This is a genomic window from Pseudomonas sp. DW-iso17 (genome assembly GCF_058725345.1).
In genome coordinates this window covers 385,810-404,399 of sequence record NZ_JBZXEA010000011.1, presented here as the reverse complement: position 1 = coordinate 404,399, position 18,590 = coordinate 385,810, and the positions used below count along the sequence as shown (strand labels likewise).

The 18,590-nt window shown below is 60.5% G+C and carries 20 protein-coding genes and 1 pseudogene; 12 read left to right on the top strand and 9 right to left on the bottom strand.

What is annotated here, in order from left to right:
* Position 1 precedes the first annotated feature (1 nt).
* The 4 genes from AC4PS6_RS09790 to lptM are packed head-to-tail and all read right to left on the bottom strand — an operon-like array spanning position 2 to position 2,995.
* On the bottom strand, positions 2 to 718 hold the full coding sequence (locus tag AC4PS6_RS09790; RefSeq protein WP_014720458.1) for a DUF484 family protein: 717 nt from the start codon (positions 716 to 718) through the stop codon (positions 2 to 4).
* A gap of 13 nt (positions 719 to 731) precedes the next feature.
* Positions 732 to 1,562: a diaminopimelate epimerase gene (dapF, locus tag AC4PS6_RS09785; protein WP_014720457.1), complete on the bottom strand. Its 831-nt coding sequence runs from the start codon at positions 1,560 to 1,562 to the stop codon at positions 732 to 734.
* A gap of 3 nt (positions 1,563 to 1,565) precedes the next feature.
* A complete protein-coding gene (gene lysA / locus AC4PS6_RS09780) occupies positions 1,566 to 2,813 on the bottom strand; it encodes a diaminopimelate decarboxylase (protein ID WP_003195418.1) in 1,248 nt (415 codons plus the stop codon).
* 14 nt (positions 2,814 to 2,827) lie between these two features.
* Positions 2,828 to 2,995 (bottom strand): LPS translocon maturation chaperone LptM, encoded by a 168-nt coding sequence (gene lptM / locus AC4PS6_RS09775; protein WP_003195417.1) that lies wholly within the window; start codon positions 2,993 to 2,995, stop codon positions 2,828 to 2,830.
* A gap of 238 nt (positions 2,996 to 3,233) precedes the next feature.
* Between lptM and cyaY the strand changes: the two genes are divergently transcribed.
* The 3 genes from cyaY (at position 3,234) to rnk (ending at position 4,332) form a co-directional block, all read left to right on the top strand.
* Positions 3,234 to 3,566 carry an iron donor protein CyaY gene (gene cyaY, locus AC4PS6_RS09770; protein WP_014720455.1) on the top strand — a complete coding sequence of 111 codons (333 nt, stop codon included), beginning with the start codon at positions 3,234 to 3,236 and terminating at the stop codon, positions 3,564 to 3,566.
* Positions 3,567 to 3,568: 2 nt separating this feature from the next.
* Entirely contained in the window at positions 3,569 to 3,787 is a 219-nt protein-coding gene (locus AC4PS6_RS09765; protein ID WP_198832934.1) for a DUF1289 domain-containing protein, read from the top strand.
* 131 nt (positions 3,788 to 3,918) lie between these two features.
* Positions 3,919 to 4,332, top strand: a complete 414-nt coding sequence (gene rnk / locus AC4PS6_RS09760) for a nucleoside diphosphate kinase regulator (protein WP_014720453.1) — start codon at positions 3,919 to 3,921, stop codon at positions 4,330 to 4,332.
* Here the strand turns inward: rnk and AC4PS6_RS09755 are convergent.
* The 3 genes from AC4PS6_RS09755 to AC4PS6_RS09745 form a co-directional block, all read right to left on the bottom strand.
* Complete coding sequence (locus tag AC4PS6_RS09755) at positions 4,329 to 7,169, bottom strand: class I adenylate cyclase (protein WP_289329164.1); 2,841 nt, start codon at positions 7,167 to 7,169, stop codon at positions 4,329 to 4,331. The two genes, rnk and AC4PS6_RS09755, sit on opposite strands and share 4 nt — an antisense overlap.
* A 167-nt stretch (positions 7,170 to 7,336) precedes the next feature.
* Complete coding sequence (locus tag AC4PS6_RS09750) at positions 7,337 to 7,591, bottom strand: TIGR02647 family protein (protein WP_014720451.1); 255 nt, start codon at positions 7,589 to 7,591, stop codon at positions 7,337 to 7,339.
* 95 nt (positions 7,592 to 7,686) lie between these two features.
* A complete protein-coding gene (locus tag AC4PS6_RS09745; RefSeq protein ID WP_014720450.1) occupies positions 7,687 to 7,971 on the bottom strand; it encodes a hypothetical protein in 285 nt (94 codons plus the stop codon).
* A 125-nt stretch (positions 7,972 to 8,096) separates the two neighbouring features.
* On the opposite strand from AC4PS6_RS09745, the gene AC4PS6_RS09740 reads away from it, so the two are divergent.
* Positions 8,097 to 8,756 carry a glutathione S-transferase family protein gene (locus tag AC4PS6_RS09740; RefSeq protein WP_275968153.1) on the top strand — a complete coding sequence of 220 codons (660 nt, stop codon included), beginning with the start codon at positions 8,097 to 8,099 and terminating at the stop codon, positions 8,754 to 8,756.
* A 96-nt stretch (positions 8,757 to 8,852) separates the two neighbouring features.
* Here AC4PS6_RS09740 and argH read toward each other — a convergent pair whose 3' ends face one another.
* Positions 8,853 to 10,247, bottom strand: a complete 1,395-nt coding sequence (gene argH / locus AC4PS6_RS09735) for an argininosuccinate lyase (protein ID WP_032901897.1) — start codon at positions 10,245 to 10,247, stop codon at positions 8,853 to 8,855.
* A gap of 501 nt (positions 10,248 to 10,748) precedes the next feature.
* Between argH and AC4PS6_RS09730 the strand changes: the two genes are divergently transcribed.
* The 7 genes from AC4PS6_RS09730 (at position 10,749) to AC4PS6_RS09700 (ending at position 17,137) form a co-directional block, all read left to right on the top strand.
* Positions 10,749 to 11,495, top strand: coding sequence for a LytR/AlgR family response regulator transcription factor (locus AC4PS6_RS09730; RefSeq protein ID WP_003195394.1), 747 nt, complete (start codon positions 10,749 to 10,751; stop codon positions 11,493 to 11,495).
* 138 nt (positions 11,496 to 11,633) lie between these two features.
* Positions 11,634 to 12,575 (top strand): hydroxymethylbilane synthase, encoded by a 942-nt coding sequence (gene hemC, locus AC4PS6_RS09725; RefSeq protein ID WP_019819816.1) that lies wholly within the window; start codon positions 11,634 to 11,636, stop codon positions 12,573 to 12,575.
* Positions 12,572 to 13,330, top strand: coding sequence for a uroporphyrinogen-III synthase (locus tag AC4PS6_RS09720; RefSeq protein ID WP_014720446.1), 759 nt, complete (start codon positions 12,572 to 12,574; stop codon positions 13,328 to 13,330). The genes hemC and AC4PS6_RS09720 overlap by 4 nt, the downstream gene beginning before the upstream one ends.
* Positions 13,331 to 13,348: 18 nt before the next feature.
* Positions 13,349 to 14,464 (top strand): uroporphyrinogen-III C-methyltransferase, encoded by a 1,116-nt coding sequence (locus tag AC4PS6_RS09715; RefSeq protein ID WP_014720445.1) that lies wholly within the window; start codon positions 13,349 to 13,351, stop codon positions 14,462 to 14,464.
* A gap of 5 nt (positions 14,465 to 14,469) precedes the next feature.
* On the top strand, positions 14,470 to 15,711 hold the full coding sequence (locus tag AC4PS6_RS09710; RefSeq protein WP_032901898.1) for a heme biosynthesis protein HemY: 1,242 nt from the start codon (positions 14,470 to 14,472) through the stop codon (positions 15,709 to 15,711).
* Between the two features lie 236 nt (positions 15,712 to 15,947).
* Complete coding sequence (locus AC4PS6_RS09705) at positions 15,948 to 16,469, top strand: disulfide bond formation protein B (protein WP_014720443.1); 522 nt, start codon at positions 15,948 to 15,950, stop codon at positions 16,467 to 16,469.
* A 209-nt stretch (positions 16,470 to 16,678) separates the two neighbouring features.
* Positions 16,679 to 17,137 carry an Rsd/AlgQ family anti-sigma factor gene (locus AC4PS6_RS09700; RefSeq protein WP_014720442.1) on the top strand — a complete coding sequence of 153 codons (459 nt, stop codon included), beginning with the start codon at positions 16,679 to 16,681 and terminating at the stop codon, positions 17,135 to 17,137.
* Between the two features lie 54 nt (positions 17,138 to 17,191).
* Here the strand turns inward: AC4PS6_RS09700 and AC4PS6_RS09695 are convergent, their stop codons facing one another.
* Positions 17,192 to 17,869 (bottom strand): FKBP-type peptidyl-prolyl cis-trans isomerase, encoded by a 678-nt coding sequence (locus tag AC4PS6_RS09695; protein WP_014720441.1) that lies wholly within the window; start codon positions 17,867 to 17,869, stop codon positions 17,192 to 17,194.
* Positions 17,870 to 18,061: 192 nt separating this feature from the next.
* On the opposite strand from AC4PS6_RS09695, the pseudogene AC4PS6_RS09690 reads away from it, so the two are divergent.
* A pseudogene (locus AC4PS6_RS09690) lies at positions 18,062 to 18,590 on the top strand (AlgP family protein); the annotation flags it as partial.

The following is an 18,590-nucleotide window of genomic DNA, read 5'->3' as shown; positions in this document are numbered from 1 at the left end:
ATCAGCGCACCGCGCGCAGGGTGGTGGTGTGGCGTGGCAGGACGCGGCCCAGCACTTCGGCGATATAGGTCAGGAACAACGTGCCCACCGAGCTTTTGTAGTGCGCCGGGTCGCGGCTGGCGATGGCCAGTACCCCGTGCAAGCCTTGATGGCTGAGGGCGATGACAGCCGTAGAGCCGATCTGCTTGCGCTGTTCGGCGCCAAACAGGAAGTCCAGCTCATGCTCGCGCAAGGTGCCGCTGACGGTTTTGCCTTCGGACAGCAGGCCGCCGATGGCCGTCTGCGCTTCGCCACCTGTGACCCAGCGGCCCACCGGCATCGGGTTGTCGCTGAACAGGATCAGGCTGACGAAGGGCACCTGGAAATCCTCACGCAGGCTGTCTTCCACGGCGATCACCGTTTCTTCCAGGCTGGTGGCATCCATCAGGGTCAGAATCAGGCGGCGGGTCTTGTCGAACAAGCGGTCGTTGTCGCGGGCCACGTCCATCAGATGCGAGAGCCGGTGGCGCATTTCAATATTACGCTCGCGCAGGATCTTCATCTGCCGCTCCACCAGCGATACGGTATCGCCGCGCTGGTGAGGGATGCGCAGGGCCGGCAGCAGTTCTTCGTGCTCGACGAAGAAGTCCGGGTTAGCCTCAAGGTACGCCGCGACAGCAGCGGCCTCCAGGCTTTCACTCGGGGTAGCGTGTGCGGGTACTTGAGGCTTATCGGTCATTAGCTTGGCTCACTCATAGACGGACCTGTCCTTCGTATACGCGCGAGGCCGGCCCGGTCATCATCACCGGGTGGCCAGGGCCTGCCCATTCGATGGACAAACGTCCGCCGGGCAGGTCGATCAACAGCGGCGAATCCATCCACCCCTGGCTGATCGCAGCCACGGCAGCGGCGCAAGCACCGGTGCCGCAAGCCTGGGTTTCGCCGACGCCGCGTTCCCATACGCGCAATTGCGCACGGTTGCGGTCGATCACCTGCAGGAAGCCCACATTGGCCCTTGCCGGAAAGCGCGGGTGATGTTCGATCTTCGGCCCCAGTTCGTGCACGGGGGCGTTATTGATGTCGGTGACCCGCAGCACTGCATGAGGGTTGCCCATGGACACGGCGGCGATGTCGACGGTCTTGCCGTCTACATCCAGTGCATAACTGGTGGCCTGCTCGCTGGCCTGGAACGGAATATCCGCCGGCACCAGGCGTGGGGCGCCCATGTTGACGCTGATCTGGCCATCGTTGCGGATGTCCAGTTCGATCACGCCGCCTTTGGTTTCGACGCGAATCTGGCGTTTGGCAGTCAGACGCTTGTCGAGCACAAAGCGCGCAAAGCAGCGCGCGCCGTTGCCGCACTGTTCCACTTCGGAACCGTCGGAGTTGAAGATCCGGTAGCGGAAATCCACCTCCGGGTTGCTCGGCGCCTCGACCAGCAGCAACTGGTCGAAACCGATCCCGGTGTGGCGATCACCCCACTGTTTGGCGTGCTTGGGCAGGATGTGCGCGTGCTGGCTGACCAGGTCGAGGACCATGAAATCATTACCCAGCCCGTGCATCTTGGTAAAACGCAGCAGCATGGCTTACTCCGGCAGCAGGCTTTCGCCAGCATACAACTCGGCTACCGTCTCGCGGCGACGCACTTCAAATGCTTGATCACCGTCCACCAGCACCTCGGCGGTACGCCCGCGGGTGTTGTAGTTGGAACTCATGACAAACCCGTAGGCACCGGCCGAATGCACGGCCAGCAGATCACCTTCCTCAAGCGCCAACTCACGATCCTTGGCGAGGAAGTCGCCGGTCTCGCAGATGGGCCCGACGATGTCATAGGCGCGGGCTTCGCTTGTGCGCGGCGTCACGGCGGTGACATCCATCCAGGCCTGGTACAGCGCCGGGCGGATCAGGTCGTTCATCGCCGCATCGACGATGGCGAAATCCTTGTGTTCGGTATGCTTGAGGTACTCGACCTGGGTCAGCAACACGCCAGCGTTGGCGACGATGTAGCGGCCCGGCTCGAACATCAGCGTCAGGTCGCGGCCTTCGATGCGTTCGCGCACGGCCTGGATATAGTCGGCAATCAGTGGCGGCTCTTCATCGCGATAACGCACGCCCACGCCACCACCGAGGTCGATGTGGTGCAGGTAGATGCCGCACTCGCCGAGGCGGTCGATCAAGGCCAGCAGGCGGTCGAGGGCATCCAGGAACGGTGGCAGGGTGGTCAGTTGCGAGCCGATATGGCAGTCGACGCCCAGCACTTCCAGGTTCGGCAGTTGGGCTGCGCGGATGTACACGTCCTCGGCGTCGGCGATGGCAATGCCGAACTTGTTCTCTTTGAGACCGGTGGAGATGTACGGGTGGGTGCCGGCGTCGACATCCGGGTTGACGCGCAGGGAGATCGGCGCGCGAACGCCCATTTCGGCGGCAACGACTTGCAGGCGCTCCAGTTCGTCGGTGGATTCGACGTTGAAGCAATGCACGCCGACTTCCAGGGCGCGGCGCATGTCTTCGCGGCTCTTGCCGACGCCGGAGAAGACGATTTTGTCCGCCTGGCCACCGGCGGCCAGTACGCGTTCCAGCTCGCCACGGGACACGATGTCAAAACCAGCGCCAAGACGCGCCAGGACATTGAGTACACCCAGGTTGGAGTTGGCCTTGACTGCGTAGCACACCAGGTGCGGCACGCCGTCGAGGGCGTCGGTGAACGAGCGGTATTGGGCTTCGATATGCGCACGCGAGTACACATAGGTCGGGGTGCCGAAGCGCTGGGCAATCGCGGACAAGGCCACGCCTTCCGCGAACAGCTCGCCGTCCCGGTAGTTAAAAGCGTCCATAAGTTTCCCTTAACTTAGTAGGTGTCGTGCTTATGGGCTTTTGACGGCTTTTGCGACGATTGCGCCTGTTCGTTTGGATCTTTGCTGTCATCCGGCAGGTACAACGGGCCTTTCTGGCCACAGGCACTAACGAGGCAAGCGACCGCGACGAGCGCAGCAAGGGAAGAGATCAGGCGCTTCATGGCGAAATCCTTGAATATGCATTAATTGCGCCCGAGTATACCGACCACCCGCCAGCTTGCCTATGCGCCGCAACACCCGTCCGGCGGGGGTTTGCCGAGACAGTAGGGAAGCAGGCTACGATGCCTGGGGATATTTCGTACCGTCATCCGTGATGAAATCAGTATCCTTTGCAATCGGCGAGGCTCGCCCGTATCGTGCGGCGCTTGAGCAAAACCAGACACTTTTGAGGTTGCCACAATGAGTTTGACCGAAGCCCGTTTTCACGACCTGGTGGATGCCACCCAGGAGAAGCTGGAAGATATTTTCGACGACAGCGACCTGGATGTGGATCTGGAAAACTCGGCCGGTGTGCTGACCGTCAAGTTCGAGACTGGCCCGCAATTGATCTTCAGTCGCCAGGAGCCTCTGCGTCAGCTGTGGCTGGCGGCGCGCTCCGGTGGCGTTCACTTCGACTACGATGAAGAAAGCGGCAAATGGCAGTGCGACAAGAGTGAAGAGTTGCTGGGTGAGATGCTCACCCGACTGGTCCAGGAATACACCGGCGTCGAGCTGGATTTCGACGAGGTCTGATGGTGAGTGAGCCTGCAACCGTACGCCCGCCCAAGCCGCTGTTCAGCAATGTCAGCCCGGCAGTGCCGTCACCTTGTATCAGTTTGTGTCGCCTGGACGAGCAGAAAGTCTGCCTGGGCTGCTTCCGCCACGTGGAAGACATCCGGGAATGGCGCTCTGCCGACGATGCGCGGCGCCGGATGATCTGCGCCGAGGCTGAACAGCGCAAGGCGAGCGCCTGACGGCGTCTTGTTTATTTGTGTCGCTGTGGTAGTGTCCGGATACACCTCCATTCATCGAGGTCCGTGAGAACCCCGCCTTTTCCTGGCGGGGTTTTGCTTTTTTGTGCAGAAAAAAGGAGTCTGCCTGAATCATGACCACCGCACCGTCCATCATTCTTACCCGTCTTGACGTGCAGCGTCTGGAGCAACTGATCGACCGCTTGGGCGACGAGTTTCCCGGCGCCCGAGCGTTGCAAGCCGAACTCGACCGCGCCGAAGACGTGGTTGGTCACGATGAAGTGCCTGCGGGTGTCGTGACCATGAACTCCAGCGTGCATTGCCGTGAGCAAAGCAGCGGCAAGGACTATCACCTGACGCTGGTCTACCCCAAGCACGCGAACGCCGACGAAGGCAAGATTTCGATCATGGCACCCGTGGGCAGCGCATTGCTCGGCCTGCAAGTGGGCCAGCACATCGACTGGCCGGCGCCAGGCGGCAAGACCTTGAAGCTGGAATTGCTCAGCGTCGAAGGCCAGCCCAAAGATGGCGGCGCCTTCCCGCTCTAAACCTGATTCAAGGCCGCATTGAGTGACTGTTCCAGTTCGGCTTTATAGCGCAGGTACAGATTGCTTGGGCTTTGCACATCACCGAGCAGTCCCGACAGATCCAGATCAGTGATATAGCAGCGGTAACGCTCGGTTTCCCGACGTTGCCCGACGATCTCCCGGGCGACCACCGTAAACAGCTGGTCGCCAAATTCCAGTTCGCAAAACTCCCGCTGATTGCAGTACAGGGTGATCCCTACGTGGCCTGGCGTGCCTTTGCCGATAATGGCCTGCACGTCATAAAACGCCTTGTTGGCCGGGTCTTGCGGGGCCGGCCTTGGCTCAACGCCCCGCGCACGGCCGCTGCCCGATGGCAACAGTTGGTAATACAGGATCTGTATCTCGCCCGCGGGTTGCTGGGTGTCCAGGGACGATAGTGCTTCGCGGCGATACAGGATCGATTGCAAAAAGCGCTGCAACGGCGCCAACAGGCTTTGCTCATCATGAAATGGCAAGCGCTGTTGCCAGAGCGCGTTGAATTCGTCGAGCACGTAGACGTCGGCGAAGCCTTCATTGACGCGGTAGAACACCTGCACACACTCGGCTTGGCCCATGGGCAGCAGCAGCGCCAGGTCGTGGTCTTCCAAGGCCATGGCGTCCAGGTGCCACGGGCTATAGCTGACCAGCTCCTCGCTGAGGTAGGCGATCAGCGCGTCCTGGGTCGGCAGTGACACATGGGTGGCCTGGCCCGGTACCAGTTCCATGACGTGATAATGCTGCTGCACCTGGAGCAGGTAGCGATGATTGCCCTGGCCGAGCAGCAGATGCTGCGCGGTGTCGAATACCTCTTCCACCCGCTGGGCAATGAACTGTGCCCGGTTGTGGCAAAAACAACGCACTCGCAGGCGTGGCAGATGGTTCGAGGGCAGTTGGTTGAGGTAGTCGCGCAGGCAGTCGAGCAGGGCGTGGGGGCCGTCATAGCGGCTGACCATCACTTCGTTCCAGCTGTTGAGCGTGACCTGGTCCAGGGTCAGCACCAGATTGTCGCGCACGCCGGCATAGCTCAGGGAGTCGGTGCGCTCTGTGGTCATCAGGATATTCAGGTCGCGATGATGTTTGAGCGGGTCAACCCCAACGTTGATCAACAGCAGCACCTCTTCCGGCACTGCCGGGCGCAGCAAGCGGCTCTCATCGACACTGGACAGGGGCAGGGCGATGGTCTGTTGCAGGCTGCCCAATAGGTTGAACAGCTCGAACTCGGTCATGTCGCTGGTGCCGGGGTGCAGCGCCAGGCGGGTGCTGCTGTCGATCACGCCGTTGCGATGGCACCAGGTGAGCATTTCCAGCAGGTCGCGGCTGCGTTTGATCGGGGCGAAGTGTTCCCACTCCAGAGCGGTAAGGTTGCCGTTATACAGGCCCCAATGGTGCTGGCCCGGCTCCTTGCGGTTGGGCGACTGCACCAGGGTCAAAGTGTCTTCGGCCAGGTCCGGGGCGATGCCGGGGTTGATGAACTCGACCTTGCCGGCCTTGCGCTCGAACGCCGCATACAAGCGGCGGCCCAGTACATTGAGTTCGCGTTTATTGACCGCGCTGGCGGTGTGTTCGCTGCGGGTGAACTGGGTGAGGAAGCGGTAGCTGTAGTTCAACTCATTGACCAGAGCACGGCGCTCGGAGGCGACCTGGCGCACTTTCCATTGGCTGCGGCTGTCCAGCAGGGCCAGTTGGCGCGTGTCCCAGCCCCACTCATGCGCCAGGCGTTCCAGCAGCTGCCGTTGCCAACCGGCAGTGCGCTGGCCGGCGCTGAGCTTGCGGTTGACCTTCAGGTACAGGCTGCGGCGCACCAGTTCCAGGCGCTCCAGCTCGTTGCGGGCCTTGAGGTATTCCTCGATACGGCGGTAGACCATGATGTACGGGTCCAGCTCATCCAGGTCTACCTGATGGCTGAACACCGCCTGTTTGAAGCGCAGGCTCAGGCATTGCACCTTCGGGTGTTCGCTGGCGTAGACCTCGGTCAGCAGCAGCTTGAGCACCGATTTATAGGGCGACTCGATGCCCTTGAACAGTTGCCACAGCCCGGCGCCAATAAACTCCCCCGGAGGAATATGAGCCAGATGGCCGAGGTCGAGGGTTTCATCGGCGCGGATAAAGCGCTTGGACACCAGGGCGTGAGTAAATTCGGCGTAGCGGTTTTCTTCGTAGACCGGTACCAGCCACCAGATGGGGGTGCGCCCGGCCAGCCAGATCGCGGTGCGATAGAACTCATCCAGCAGCAGGTAGTGCTGGGTGGTGCCGCAGTCGTCGGAACTCAGTGGCGTATCGCGATCACCCAACACAAAGCGCGTCGGCTCGATCAGGAAGAAATGCGCCTCGGCGCCCATGCTCAAGGCCCAGGTTTCCAGCAGTTGGCACTTTTTGCGCAGCTCGGCCAGCTCGGTCTCGCTCAGGTCGGGAGCGTGGCATACCCACACGTCCATATCGCTTTGATCGGCCTGCGCCAGCGTGCCAAGGCTGCCCATCAGGAACAAACCGTGGATCGGCGTAGGCGGGTTGCCATGGCGCGGTTTATAGGAGAACGAGCGGGTCAGGCGTTGGGCATCGGCCAAGGCCTGGGCGTCCGGTTCGAAATTCGACAGGCCAGCCGGTGTGTTACTGGAGACATAGCCCGGCAACAGCGGATGATTGACGTGGAAAAACAGCGGCAACAAAGCCAGCACGCTTTGCTGGCGTGGCGTCAGCCCCTCGACGGCCCGGGCCATGCGGCCTTGATTGAGGGTCATGAAACGCGCGCGCAGTTGGGTCAGCACCTTACGGTCGATGCCTTCGTCCAGATCGGGGCGGATTTCATGGGTGCGGGTCATGTCGAACTCGGTGGCTCGCAGCCCGACGCGGGCGGCCATGCAGGAGTTTACAGACAGTAGCGTAGGAGTTTTAGAGGGAAGTGGCTTTTTGGCGTCAGAATTTCGTATGCCGCGCAGCAACACCCGCGGAATCCGCAGGCGGCGGACTCCATGGGCGGTATCAAGTATCAGGCGGCTTCTTTGGTGTTGGCAGTGGTCAGGATGGTCAGCAGGGTTTGGGCTTGCTCGGCAGCGTCCCGGCCAAGGCTCGTCAGGTAGCCCCCGTCCGGTTGGTCAATCAGCCCTTTGGCATGGAGGCGCTTGGCAGCGGCGATGGCAGTAGGGGCGGCAGTCTGATGGACTTTCAAGCCTTCCTTGGTGCTGTCCAAGGGGAAGAGTACAAGGATTTCCAGTTCGGCAACCAACTCAGGGGTATACGACATAAGGACTCCAGACTTTCTAAAATTTATTAGAGGCTAGCAGGCCATAAGGTGAACGCACTTTGCCGAACTGTCCAGCGTGTTGCTGCGTGCCGGGGTTATTCCTTTTCCGGCGGCAGCTCGGGCAGTGCCCGCAGTGCCGTTTCATACCACTCGGTATTGAAGGCGCGGTCATCTTCGAGCATGGCGTCGATCTCGAACGCCAGCACGTGAGCCATCAGATTCAGGATATCTTCGCGCTCGTAACCCACCAGGGTCAGTTTGTTGAACGTAGCCTTGGCCGCTGGCGGGTTATCGCTCTCGATCTGGTTCTCGATGGCTTCGATCAGCGTGGTCTCGGTGAATTCTTCTTCGTCGTTGTCGATATCGGTCGGCTCGCTCATGGCAGGCTCCTCAAGGAAAGGGCGTCAGTCTACCCCCATTCAGGTGGGTGATGCTGCTGGTCAGGGTGCCCTCGAGGATCTATAACTCTTGCAGCCAACCCCACACCCGGCCTGGAGGCTTTGCGATGCTCAAGCTTTACGGATTTTCGGTCAGCAACTACTACAACATGGTCAAGCTGGCGCTATTGGAGAAAGGACTGCCCTTCGAAGAGGTGCCTTTTTATGCTGGGCAAACTCCCGAAGCCTTGGCGGTAAGCCCCCGCGGCAAAGTGCCGGTGCTGGGTGTGAAGCAGGGGTTCATCAACGAAACCAGCGTCATTCTCGAATACCTCGAACAGACCCAGGAAGGTCCGGCGCTGTTGCCCGCCGACCCGTTTGCGCGGGCTCAGGTGCTGGCGCTGTGCCGTGAGATCGAGCTGTACATCGAACTGCCTGCGCGGGCGTGTTTCGCCGAGGCTTTTTTCGGCATGGCGGTGCCGGAGGCGATCAAGGAGAAGTCCAGGGCCGAGCTGTTGCTTGGGATGGGTACGTTAGGTCGGCACGGTCAGTTTGCGCCTTATGTGGCAGGTGAGAGCTTCACCCTTGCGGACCTGTATTTCATGTACAGCCTGAACCTGGCCTGCGGTGTGGGCGAGAAGCTGTTTGGGCTGGACCTGCTGGAGCCGTTGCCGAAGGCGAAAGCCTTGTTGGCGCGCCTGAATGGGATGCCCAATGCGCAGAAGATAGAGGCGGACAGGCAGGCGGCGATGCCGGCATTCATGGCGATGATTGCGGCCAAGAAATAACCAATGTGGGAGGGGGCTTGCTCCCGAAGGCGGTGGGTCAGCTAAGATTTTCTTGTCTGATACACCGTCTTCGGGAGCAAGCCCCCTCCCACAATTTTAGCGGCTGGCGAGCAATTGCTGGCCGCGCGCGACCGCCGCCTTGACCTGTGCCGGCGCAGTGCCGCCCACATGATTACGGGCATTCACCGAGCCTTCCAGGGTCAGCACGGCAAACACATCCTGCTCGATCTGGTCGCTGAACTGGCGCAGTTCTTCCAGGCTCATTTCCGCCAAGTCCTTGCCGGTGTCCACACCGTACTTCACGGCGTGGCCGACAATTTCGTGGCAGTCACGGAACGGCAGGCCCCGGCGCACCAGGTAGTCCGCCAGGTCGGTCGCGGTAGAGAACCCGCGCAGGGCCGCTTCACGCATGATCGTATGCTTGGGCTTGATCGCCGGAATCATGTCGGCAAAGGCACGCAACGAGTCGCGCAGGGTGTCGGCGGCGTCGAAGAGCGGTTCCTTGTCTTCCTGGTTGTCCTTGTTGTAGGCCAATGGTTGGCCTTTCATCAGGGTCAGCAGGCCCATCAGTGCACCAAATACACGGCCGCTCTTGCCACGCACCAACTCTGGCACGTCGGGGTTTTTCTTTTGCGGCATGATCGAGCTGCCGGTGCAGAAGCGGTCCGGCAGGTCTATGAACTGGAATTGCGCGCTGGTCCATAGCACCAGCTCTTCGGAGAAGCGCGACAGATGCATCATCGCGATGCTGGCGGCGGCGCAGAATTCGATGGCGAAGTCCCGGTCCGACACGCCGTCCAGGGAGTTGCCGCCCACGGCGTCAAAGCCCAGCAACTGTGCGGTGTACTCACGGTCAATCGGGTAAGTGGTGCCGGCCAGTGCAGCGCTGCCCAGCGGCATGCGGTTGGCACGCTTGCGGCAATCGACCAGGCGCTCGTAGTCGCGGCTGAGCATTTCGAACCAGGCCAGCAGGTGGTGGCCGAAGGTCACAGGCTGTGCGGTCTGCAGGTGAGTGAAGCCGGGCATGATGGTGTCCGATTCACGCTCGGCCTGCTCCAGCAAACCTTTTTGCAGGCGGGTGATTTCGCCCAGGATCAGGTCGATCTCATCGCGCAGCCACAGGCGGATATCGGTGGCGACCTGATCGTTACGGCTGCGACCGGTGTGCAATTTTTTGCCGGTCACGCCGATGCGATCGGTCAGGCGTGCCTCGATGTTCATGTGCACGTCTTCCAGGTCGACGCGCCAGTCGAACGTCCCTGCCTCGATCTCACCGCGGATGGTGGTCAGGCCGTCGATGATGCTGTCACGCTCGGCGTCGGTCAGCACGCCGACCTTGGCCAGCATCGTGGCGTGGGCGATGGAGCCCATGATGTCGTGGCGGTACAGGCGTTGATCGAAGGTGACGGAGGCGGTGAAGCGCGCGACGAAGGCGTCGACGGGTTCACTGAAGCGGCCGCCCCAGGACTGGTTGGTCTTGTCGGTGCTCATGGATTCGCTCGTGATCTGCTTAAAAGAGGCATGAAGGTGTGCCGGCGATCATAACAGGGTTGCCCGTGGAGGCGGTGCTGCGGGTGATCGGCAATTTTATTTGTGTAAGAGATGGCTAAGTGCCTTGCCGCCGACCGCATCCGGGACGAGACTGGGGGCAGGTACTTATTGAAACGATATTTGACGATTGAGCAATGTCGCCTCAGTGAGCGTCTACAGTTGGACTGATAGTGTGTGAATGCACCAAAGTCGGGTGATGCGGTCATAACCAGACTATCCATTAAACAGGGGGGTATTCGGATTGTTTATCAGTGAACCCTACGACGATGCCCGAAGGCAGCGGGTCTTGGGCGCTATTGAACAGGTCCGGGTAAATTTGGGTGCCATTCTCAGGGCACTTTTTGCCGCTCGCGCTAGTCTTAGCGTGGATCGCTGTGACGTCAGTCACCGCACCTGTCTACGCTATCCTTGTGCGAGACTCACGCAGGAATCCAGCGCAATATGAATGTCCTGATCGTTGATGACGAACCCCAAGCCCGCGAGCGACTGAGCCGTCTGGTCAGTGAACTCGAGGGTTATACAGTCCTTGAACCGAGCGCCACCAGCGGCGAAGAGGCGTTGACGCTGATCGACAGCCACAAGCCGGATGTAGTGCTGCTCGATATCCGCATGCCGGGCTTTGATGGCCTGCAGGTCGCCGCCCGCTTGAGCGAACGCGAATCGCCGCCCGCCGTGGTGTTGTGTGCGGCGCAGGATGAGTTTTCTGCACAAGCGCTGGAAGACAGCGGTGTCAGTTTTCTCGTCAAGCCGGCCACTGCCGAAGCCTTGCTCAAAGCCTTGAAAAAAGCCGAGCGTCCCAGCCGCGCCCAACTGGCTGCCTTGACGCAACCGGCTGCGCAAAGTGGTAACGGGCCACGCAGCCATATCAGCGCACGTACCCGCAAGGGCATCGAGCTGATCCCACTCGGCCAGGTGGTTTACTTTATTGCCGATCACAAATACGTGACCTTGCGCCACGAGACCGGTGAAGTGTTGCTTGATGAACCGCTCAAGGCGCTTGAAGACGAGTTTGGCGAGCGTTTCGTGCGCATTCATCGCAACGCGCTGGTCGCCCGTGAACGCATCGAGCGCCTGCAGCGCACGCCCCTGGGGCACTTTCAGCTATTCCTGAAGGGGCTCAATGGCGATGCGTTGATCGTCAGCCGACGCCATGTCGCTGGCGTGCGCAAGATGATGCAGCAGCTTTAGCCCAAGGGTTGCGGCGCGGTCTGCATTCCTTATCCCGGTGCGACGTGGCCAGGGAGGCCCCGCACTTGCTGATTCAAATCAAAGCGTATTTGCCTGAGCTGTTATTATCCGCCGTATCTATTCAGTACGGATTGATCCATGTCCTCTCGCGAAATCCGCATCGCCACCCGTAAAAGCGCCTTGGCCTTGTGGCAGGCCGAATACGTCAAAGCACGCCTTGAACAGGCCCATCCCGGCCTCAAGGTCTCCCTGGTGCCCATGGTCAGTCGCGGCGACAAGCTGCTGGACTCGCCATTGTCGAAAATCGGCGGCAAGGGCCTGTTCGTCAAGGAGTTGGAAACTGCGCTGCTGGACAACGAAGCCGACATCGCCGTGCATTCGATGAAAGACGTGCCCATGGACTTCCCTGAAGGCCTGGGCCTTTTTTGTATCTGCGAGCGCGAAGACCCGCGCGACGCCTTCGTTTCCAACACCTTCGCGTCCCTGGACGAATTGCCGCTGGGCAGTATCGTTGGCACCTCCAGCCTGCGTCGCCAGGCCCAGTTGCTGACGCGGCGTCCCGACCTGCAGATCCGCTTTTTGCGTGGCAACGTCAACACGCGCCTGGCCAAGCTCGACGCCGGCGAATACGACGCGATCATCCTCGCCGCTGCCGGCTTGATCCGCCTGGGCTTTGAAGACCGCATCACCTCGGCCATCAGCGTCGAAGACAGCCTGCCCGCTGGCGGGCAGGGCGCAGTCGGAATCGAATGCCGCACCGCCGACAGCGAAATTCATGCGCTGCTAAAACCTCTCGATCACGCAGACACCGAAGTGCGCGTCACCGCCGAGCGTGCCTTGAACAAACACCTCAACGGTGGCTGCCAGGTGCCCATCGCCTGCTATGCCGTACTCGAGGGTGAGAACCTGTGGCTGCGTGGCCTGGTTGGTGATCCGGACGGCGGTAACCTGCTGACCGCCGAGGTACGTGGGCCGCAACGTGATGCCACGGCCTTGGGGATTCAGGTCGCCGAAGCGTTGCTGGAAAAAGGCGCGGGTACCATTTTGCAAAAAGTCTATGGCGAGGCCGGCCCGCAGTGACCGACTGGCGAGTGCTGCTGACGCGGCCTGCCGAGGAGTCGACGGCCCTGGCGGCGTTATTAGCCCAGAGCGGTATTCACAGCAACTGCCTGCCTTTGCTGGAGACTGAAGCCTTGCCGGTGACCGCAGAGCAACACGCGGTGTTCGGCGCGCTGCCGCGCTATCGCGCCGTCATCGTGGTGAGCAAGCCGGCTGCGCGCCTGGCGTTGCTGCGGTTGGGGGGCAGTGTGCCGCCAATGCCCTGGTTCAGTGTCGGCGCGGCCACGGCCCAGATATTGGCCGATCATGGCCTCAACGTTCACTTTCCCGCCACGGGCGATGACAGCGAGGCCTTGCTTGAACTGCCCGCCTTGCGCGAGGCTATTGCAGCGCCGGGTGCCCGGGTGTTGATCCTGCGCGGCGAGGGCGGGCGTGAGTTGCTGGCAGAGCGTTTACGCGAGCAAGGTGCTAGTGTCGATTACCTGGAATTGTATCGGCGTTTTCTTCCGGTGTATGAGAAGGGCGCGTTGATGCAACGCATCCAGTTGGAACGCTTGAACGGCCTGGTGGTCAGCAGTGGGCAGGGTTTTTTACACCTGCACGCGTTAGCCGGCCCCGATTGGCCAGAGGTGGCACAGCTGCCGTTGTTCGTGCCCAGCCCGCGTGTATATGAAATGGCGCGGGCCGCGGGTGCAGAAAAAGTTGTGGATTGTCGCGGCGCGAGTGCCGCGGCTTTGTTAGTGGCGTTAGGGAGCTATCCCGTTCCCACTCTCTGATACGCAAAGGACGGATACGTGAGCGAAACAGCCTTGCCTAAAGATGAAGCTCAGCCCGCGCTTGATGCGCCGGTCGAGACACCGGTCAGCGCGCCACGCCGTGGCAATGGCCTGGCAGTCGTCGCCTTGCTGTTGGGCGCTGCGGGCGTCGCCGCCGGCGGCTGGGGGATCTGGCAGGTCCGTGCCCTGCAAGCCAGCAGCCAGCACCAACTGGGCCAGGTGCAGACCCTGGATGACCAGTCCCAGAGCCTCAAGCAAGGCCAGCAACAGCTGGCCGCCCGCCTGGCGCAGTTGCCGGGTGCGGATGAGCTGGAAGAGCGTCGCCGCCTGGTCACTCAGTTGCAGGGTGATCAGCAGCGTCTCAACCAGCGTCTGGAAACCGTGTTGGGTGCCAGCCGTAAGGACTGGCGCCTGGCCGAGGCCGAGCATCTGATCCGTCTGGCCAGCTTGCGTTTGTCCGCCTTGCAAGACATCAACAGCGCCCAGTCGCTGGTGCAGGGGGCCGACGAAATTCTTCGCGAGCAAAGCGACCCAGGGGCTTTCGCTGCACGGGAGCAATTGGCCAAGAGCCTGGCCGCGCTGCGCAGCACCGAGCAACCGGACCGTACCGGCCTGTACCTGCAATTGGCTGCCTTGCGTGACCAGGTGGTGCAACTGGCGGCGATTGCCCCGGAGTATCAGCTCACGGAGCCTGCTTCCCAGGGGCGTCCCACCAGCGATACGCAGAACCAGTTGAGCCAGTGGTGGGAGCAGATCTCCCGTTATTTCCGCATCGACTTCAACCCGGATGACAACATCCGTCCCTTGTTGGCAGGCCAAGGCCTGAACCAAGTGCGGCTGGCCTTGAGCCTGGCGCTGGAGCAAGCCCAATGGGCTGCGCTTAACGGCGAGGCGGCGGTGTACAGCCGCTCGTTGGGAGAAGCGCGCAGCGTATTGCAGGACAACTTCAACCAGGACAACCCGCAGAGCAAGGCGATGCTGGCGCGTATTGCCGAGCTTGAGCCCAAGGCGGTGTCGGTGGTCACGCCTGACCTGGCTGCGAGCCTGGCTGCTGTGCAGGCGTACCTTGAACGCCGTCATCAGTCTGCCGACGAAGCCAAGGCTTCGGCTGGCAAACCGGCGACCCAGGAGTAGAGCTGATGAAGCGTTTCTATGTGATCCTGGTGCTCGCGATTGCGCTCGCGCTGGCCCTGGGTGTGGGCATTTCGAAACACACCGGCTACGTGTTGATTACTTATCCTCACCTGCTGCATTACGAATCAAGCCTGTGGGCGACATTGGTGGCGGTGTTCGCCATTGGCCTGGCGATTTACCTGATCCGCGTGTTATGGAGCCTGGTCAGCACATCCGGTGGCGTGGTCAACCCCTGGTCACGACGCAACCGCAGCCGTCGTGTGCAGATCGCTATCGAGCAAGGCCAGATGGACCTCGCCGAGGGCCGCTGGGCCAGCGCCGAACGCCACCTGCACCGCGCCGCCGAAGCAGAGCGCCAACCCCTGCTGTATTACATCGGTGCCGCCCGTGCGGCCAATGAACAGGGCCGTTATGAGGAATCCGACGGCTTGCTGGAGCGTGCGTTGGAACGCCAGCCCCAGGCCGAACTGGCCATTGCACTGAGCCATGCGCAGTTGCAGATGGACCGTGGCGATACGGAAGGCGCACTGGTCACTCTTCAGGCGATGCATGAGCGTCATCCGCATAACGCGCAAGTACTGCGACAGTTGCAACGTCTGCATCAGCAGCGCGGCGATTGGTCGTCTGTGATTCGCCTGCTGCCTGAGCTGCGCAAGGACAAAGTCTTGCCCGCCAATGAGCTGGCCGAGCTGGAGCGTCGCGCCTGGGGCGAGAATCTGAGCCTGGCGGCCCAGCGTGAAGAGCAAGGCGAAGCAGGATTGCAGTCTCTGGAGCGCGCATGGGAGCAACTGACCGCAGCCCAGCGCCAACAGCCACAACTGGTATTGGCGTATGCCGACCAACTGCGTCGATTGGGCGCAGATGCCAAGGCCGAAGAAGTGCTGCGTGGCGCCCTTAAACGCGGTTATGACAGTCACCTGATCCGGTTGTATGGCCTGCTGCGCGGCAGTGATCCTGCGCGGCAACTGAAGTTTGCCGAAGGCTGGCTCAAGGACCATCCAGGCGATGCCAGCCTGCTGCTGACGCTGGGTCGTCTGTGCCTGCAAAACAGTCTGTGGGGCAAGGCGCGGGATTATCTGGAAAGCAGCCTGCAAGTACAGCGCAATCCCGAAGCCTGCGCCGAATTGGCTCGCCTGCTGGCCCAATTGGGCGATACCGAGCGCAGCAACCAGCTGTTTCAGGAGGGCTTGGGGTTGCTCGACAATCGTCTGCTGTCCTCGCCGCTGCCAGTGCCTGCGCGAGTTTGAAGTAGGAAAGGGTGGATGGGTTGGCTAGGACCGATCTGACACCCAACCCTTCAAACCCTGCAACCCCTCGGCTTAACTGGCTTTGTTACTAATTCCTACTTGTCTTGGCTGATTTTCCTCGGGCCCGTGGCGGGATGTCCTTATGTTTTCGAGGAAAAGTCCGCTCTAGGGCGTATTGAAAGGGGTCGGGCCTTTCCTCTACCGTAGCGACCTATCTCTTGCAGTGCGGATAAACAATGTCTCTGGCCCCTTTACGCTCTTTGTTTTTCCTGGCGTTCATGGCGGGTGCGCTGACGTTGGGCGCGTCTTACTACCTTCAATACGGTGCGCTGCTACGACCTTGTTTTCTATGCCAGGTACAACGCCTGTTCCTCGCCTCTTTTGCCTTGATCAACCTGATTGCCGCGCTTCACAAACCTGGGCGTTCCGGCCTTTGTCTTTATGGGTTGGCGAGCATGGGCTGTGCGTTGCTGGGCGCCATCACCGCAGGCCGGCAAGTCCTGTTGCAGAACAGGCCGGCAAGCCAGGTGGGGGATTGCTGGCCCAGCCTGCAGGACATGCTTGAAAACCTGTCTGTCTGGCAGGCAATGCGCTCGGTGTTCAATGGCACGGTCGATTGCGTTGAAATCAACTGGACGCTGTTTGACTTGAGCCTGCCTGAGTGGAGCCTGCTGTTTTTTGTGGCGATGCTGATCCTGGGGTTCATGCAGGTGTCACGGCTGTTGTTCGGCAGGCATTTGCGCCTCGCAACACCTTGAAAACGAGACTCAGATTGTAGGAGCGGATTAAACACTTGTATGAACATTCTCTCCTGCGTACCTTGAAGCCATAGTCATGCGGGCATAATCTGGCCCGCACGCGTTATCCAAACCGCTTGTCAGACGCGGCCTTGTCCGTCTGCTGCTTCATCCTTGAAGTGTTGCGCAGGTACAGAGCTGCGGCGCCCCAATAGGGAAGAGAGATCATCATGTTGGAAAGTTGTCAGAATGCTCAGGAACGCTGGGGTGGGGTGCACAAGCTGATCGACAGCTGGTTGAAGGCACGTCACGAACTGGTTCGGGCCTTTGATGCTCTCGGCGCCAAGCCCGAAGCGTTGGGCGAGAATCGCAAGCCGTTGCAGGAGTTCTGTGAGGTGTTGGTGGACTACGTGTCTGCCGGCCATTTCGGCGTCTACGAGCAACTGACCAAGGAGGCCGAAGCCTTCGATGATCAGCGTGGCCTGGAGTTGGCTGAGACGCTTTATCCGCGCATCGATGTGATCACTGAAAAGCTGCTGGCGTTCACCGACCTGTGTGATGCCGGGAAATGTGTCGCGGAAAAATTCAAAGAGTTGGGGGCGCTGTTGCATGAGCGTTTCGAGCTGGAAGATTGCTTGATCGAAGTGCTGCACAACGCTCATAAGGAAGAACCCGCCACCCAGGCTTGAAGCTGGTGGCGAGGTAAGAAAAACGGTGCGCATGTCGCACCGTTTTTTTATGGGTCAGTGGCGAGTGCCGATTAGTTCGATCTCGAACACCAGCGGCGTATAGGGGGGGATCAACTCACCTGCGCCGTCTGCGCCATAGGCCTGGGCTGAAGGAATCACCAGACGCCATTTCGCACCCACCGGCATCTGTTGTAATGCACTGCTCCAACCGCTGATCACGCTGTTGAGGCGAAACCATTGCGGTTGCGTACTTTTGTCGAAGACAGTTCCATCAGGCAGTCGGCCCACGTATTTAACCTGCACTTCATCGCTGGCCAACGGCTTGTTGCCAGTGCCGGGTGTCAGCTCGGTGAGCAGGATCCCATCGGCCAACTGACGAACGCCGGCTGCGGCTTTTTCCCTTGAGAGAAATTGCTGCTCGGCAGCGAGTGCTTTTTCGCTTTGAGGTCGTTGGGCGTCGGCGGCGTTCTGCGTTTCGTGCTGCGCGAGGATCTGTTCGATGCGCGCGTTATCCAGCGCCAGTGGCTTGCCTTGGTAGGCTTGCTTGAGTCCGTCGAGCAGGGCCTGTATCTGCAGGTCGGGGACTTCCTGGCGCAACCGTTCGCCAAGGCTTGCGCCCAGGCTATAGGCAAGATCGTGCGGGGTTGCGGCGGTGGTGTTTGACGAGGGTTGCTCGCTTGCATCGGCCACGCAGATCGCCAAGCCGAACACTAGAAAAAGGTAACGCGACATGGGCATTCTCCCGGCGAAAGTGCGACGGATTATGCCAGTGCGAGTGCGTAAAAAGTGGCGCGGTTTTCCGTTATATCGATAAGAATTTTCGCACGCTGCAACGCAACGCAAAGGATACTGTCAACATGCCCTAGCGGCGGTAAGAGCAGAGGGCTAGTATGAGCCGCACCCACGTCAGCCAGGAGGTAAACCATGTCGGCCAAACAGAAGCCTGTAAATACCCCGTTGCACTTGCTCCAACAACTTTCGGGCAGCCTGCTCGAACATCTGGAAAGCGCGTGCTCCCAAGCCTTGGCTGATGCAGAAAAGCTGCTCGCCAAACTGGAAAAGCAACGCGGTAAAGCGCAAGAAAAGCTGCACAAATCCCGCACCAAACTGCAAGACGCCGCCACTGCCGGCAAGTCCAAGGCACAAGCCAAAGCCAAAGGCGCGGTCAAAGAACTTGAAGAGCTGCTGGATGCTCTCAAGGATCGCCAAGCCGAAACCCGCAGCTACATTTCCCAACTCAAAAAAGACGCTCAAGAAAGCCTGAAACTGGCCCAAGGTGTTGGCCGTGTGAAGGAAGCCGTAGCTAAAGCACTGGGTGCTCGTACGCCTGCAAAAGTAGCCGCCAAGCCAACTGCTAAAACTGCTGCTGCCAAACCAGCTGCCAAGCCAGCCGCTAAAACCGCTGCTGCCAAACCAGTCGCGAAGCCAGCTGCTAAAACTGCTGTCGCCAAAC

Bases quoted from the DNA above. Each gene is read 5' to 3' on its own strand.
- AC4PS6_RS09790 (WP_014720458.1), bottom strand. From the start codon at position 718: ATGACCGATAAGCCTCAAGTACCCGCACACGCTACCCCGAGTGAAAGC.
- dapF (WP_014720457.1), bottom strand. From the start codon at position 1,562: ATGCTGCTGCGTTTTACCAAGATGCACGGGCTGGGTAATGATTTCATG.
- lysA (WP_003195418.1), bottom strand. From the start codon at position 2,813: ATGGACGCTTTTAACTACCGGGACGGCGAGCTGTTCGCGGAAGGCGTG.
- lptM (WP_003195417.1), bottom strand. From the start codon at position 2,995: ATGAAGCGCCTGATCTCTTCCCTTGCTGCGCTCGTCGCGGTCGCTTGC.
- cyaY (WP_014720455.1), top strand. From the start codon at position 3,234: ATGAGTTTGACCGAAGCCCGTTTTCACGACCTGGTGGATGCCACCCAG.
- rnk (WP_014720453.1), top strand. From the start codon at position 3,919: ATGACCACCGCACCGTCCATCATTCTTACCCGTCTTGACGTGCAGCGT.
- AC4PS6_RS09755 (WP_289329164.1), bottom strand. From the start codon at position 7,169: ATGACCCGCACCCATGAAATCCGCCCCGATCTGGACGAAGGCATCGAC.
- AC4PS6_RS09750 (WP_014720451.1), bottom strand. From the start codon at position 7,591: ATGTCGTATACCCCTGAGTTGGTTGCCGAACTGGAAATCCTTGTACTC.
- AC4PS6_RS09745 (WP_014720450.1), bottom strand. From the start codon at position 7,971: ATGAGCGAGCCGACCGATATCGACAACGACGAAGAAGAATTCACCGAG.
- AC4PS6_RS09740 (WP_275968153.1), top strand. From the start codon at position 8,097: ATGCTCAAGCTTTACGGATTTTCGGTCAGCAACTACTACAACATGGTC.
- argH (WP_032901897.1), bottom strand. From the start codon at position 10,247: ATGAGCACCGACAAGACCAACCAGTCCTGGGGCGGCCGCTTCAGTGAA.
- AC4PS6_RS09730 (WP_003195394.1), top strand. From the start codon at position 10,749: ATGAATGTCCTGATCGTTGATGACGAACCCCAAGCCCGCGAGCGACTG.
- hemC (WP_019819816.1), top strand. From the start codon at position 11,634: ATGTCCTCTCGCGAAATCCGCATCGCCACCCGTAAAAGCGCCTTGGCC.
- AC4PS6_RS09710 (WP_032901898.1), top strand. From the start codon at position 14,470: ATGAAGCGTTTCTATGTGATCCTGGTGCTCGCGATTGCGCTCGCGCTG.
- AC4PS6_RS09705 (WP_014720443.1), top strand. From the start codon at position 15,948: ATGTCTCTGGCCCCTTTACGCTCTTTGTTTTTCCTGGCGTTCATGGCG.
- AC4PS6_RS09700 (WP_014720442.1), top strand. From the start codon at position 16,679: ATGTTGGAAAGTTGTCAGAATGCTCAGGAACGCTGGGGTGGGGTGCAC.
- AC4PS6_RS09695 (WP_014720441.1), bottom strand. From the start codon at position 17,869: ATGTCGCGTTACCTTTTTCTAGTGTTCGGCTTGGCGATCTGCGTGGCC.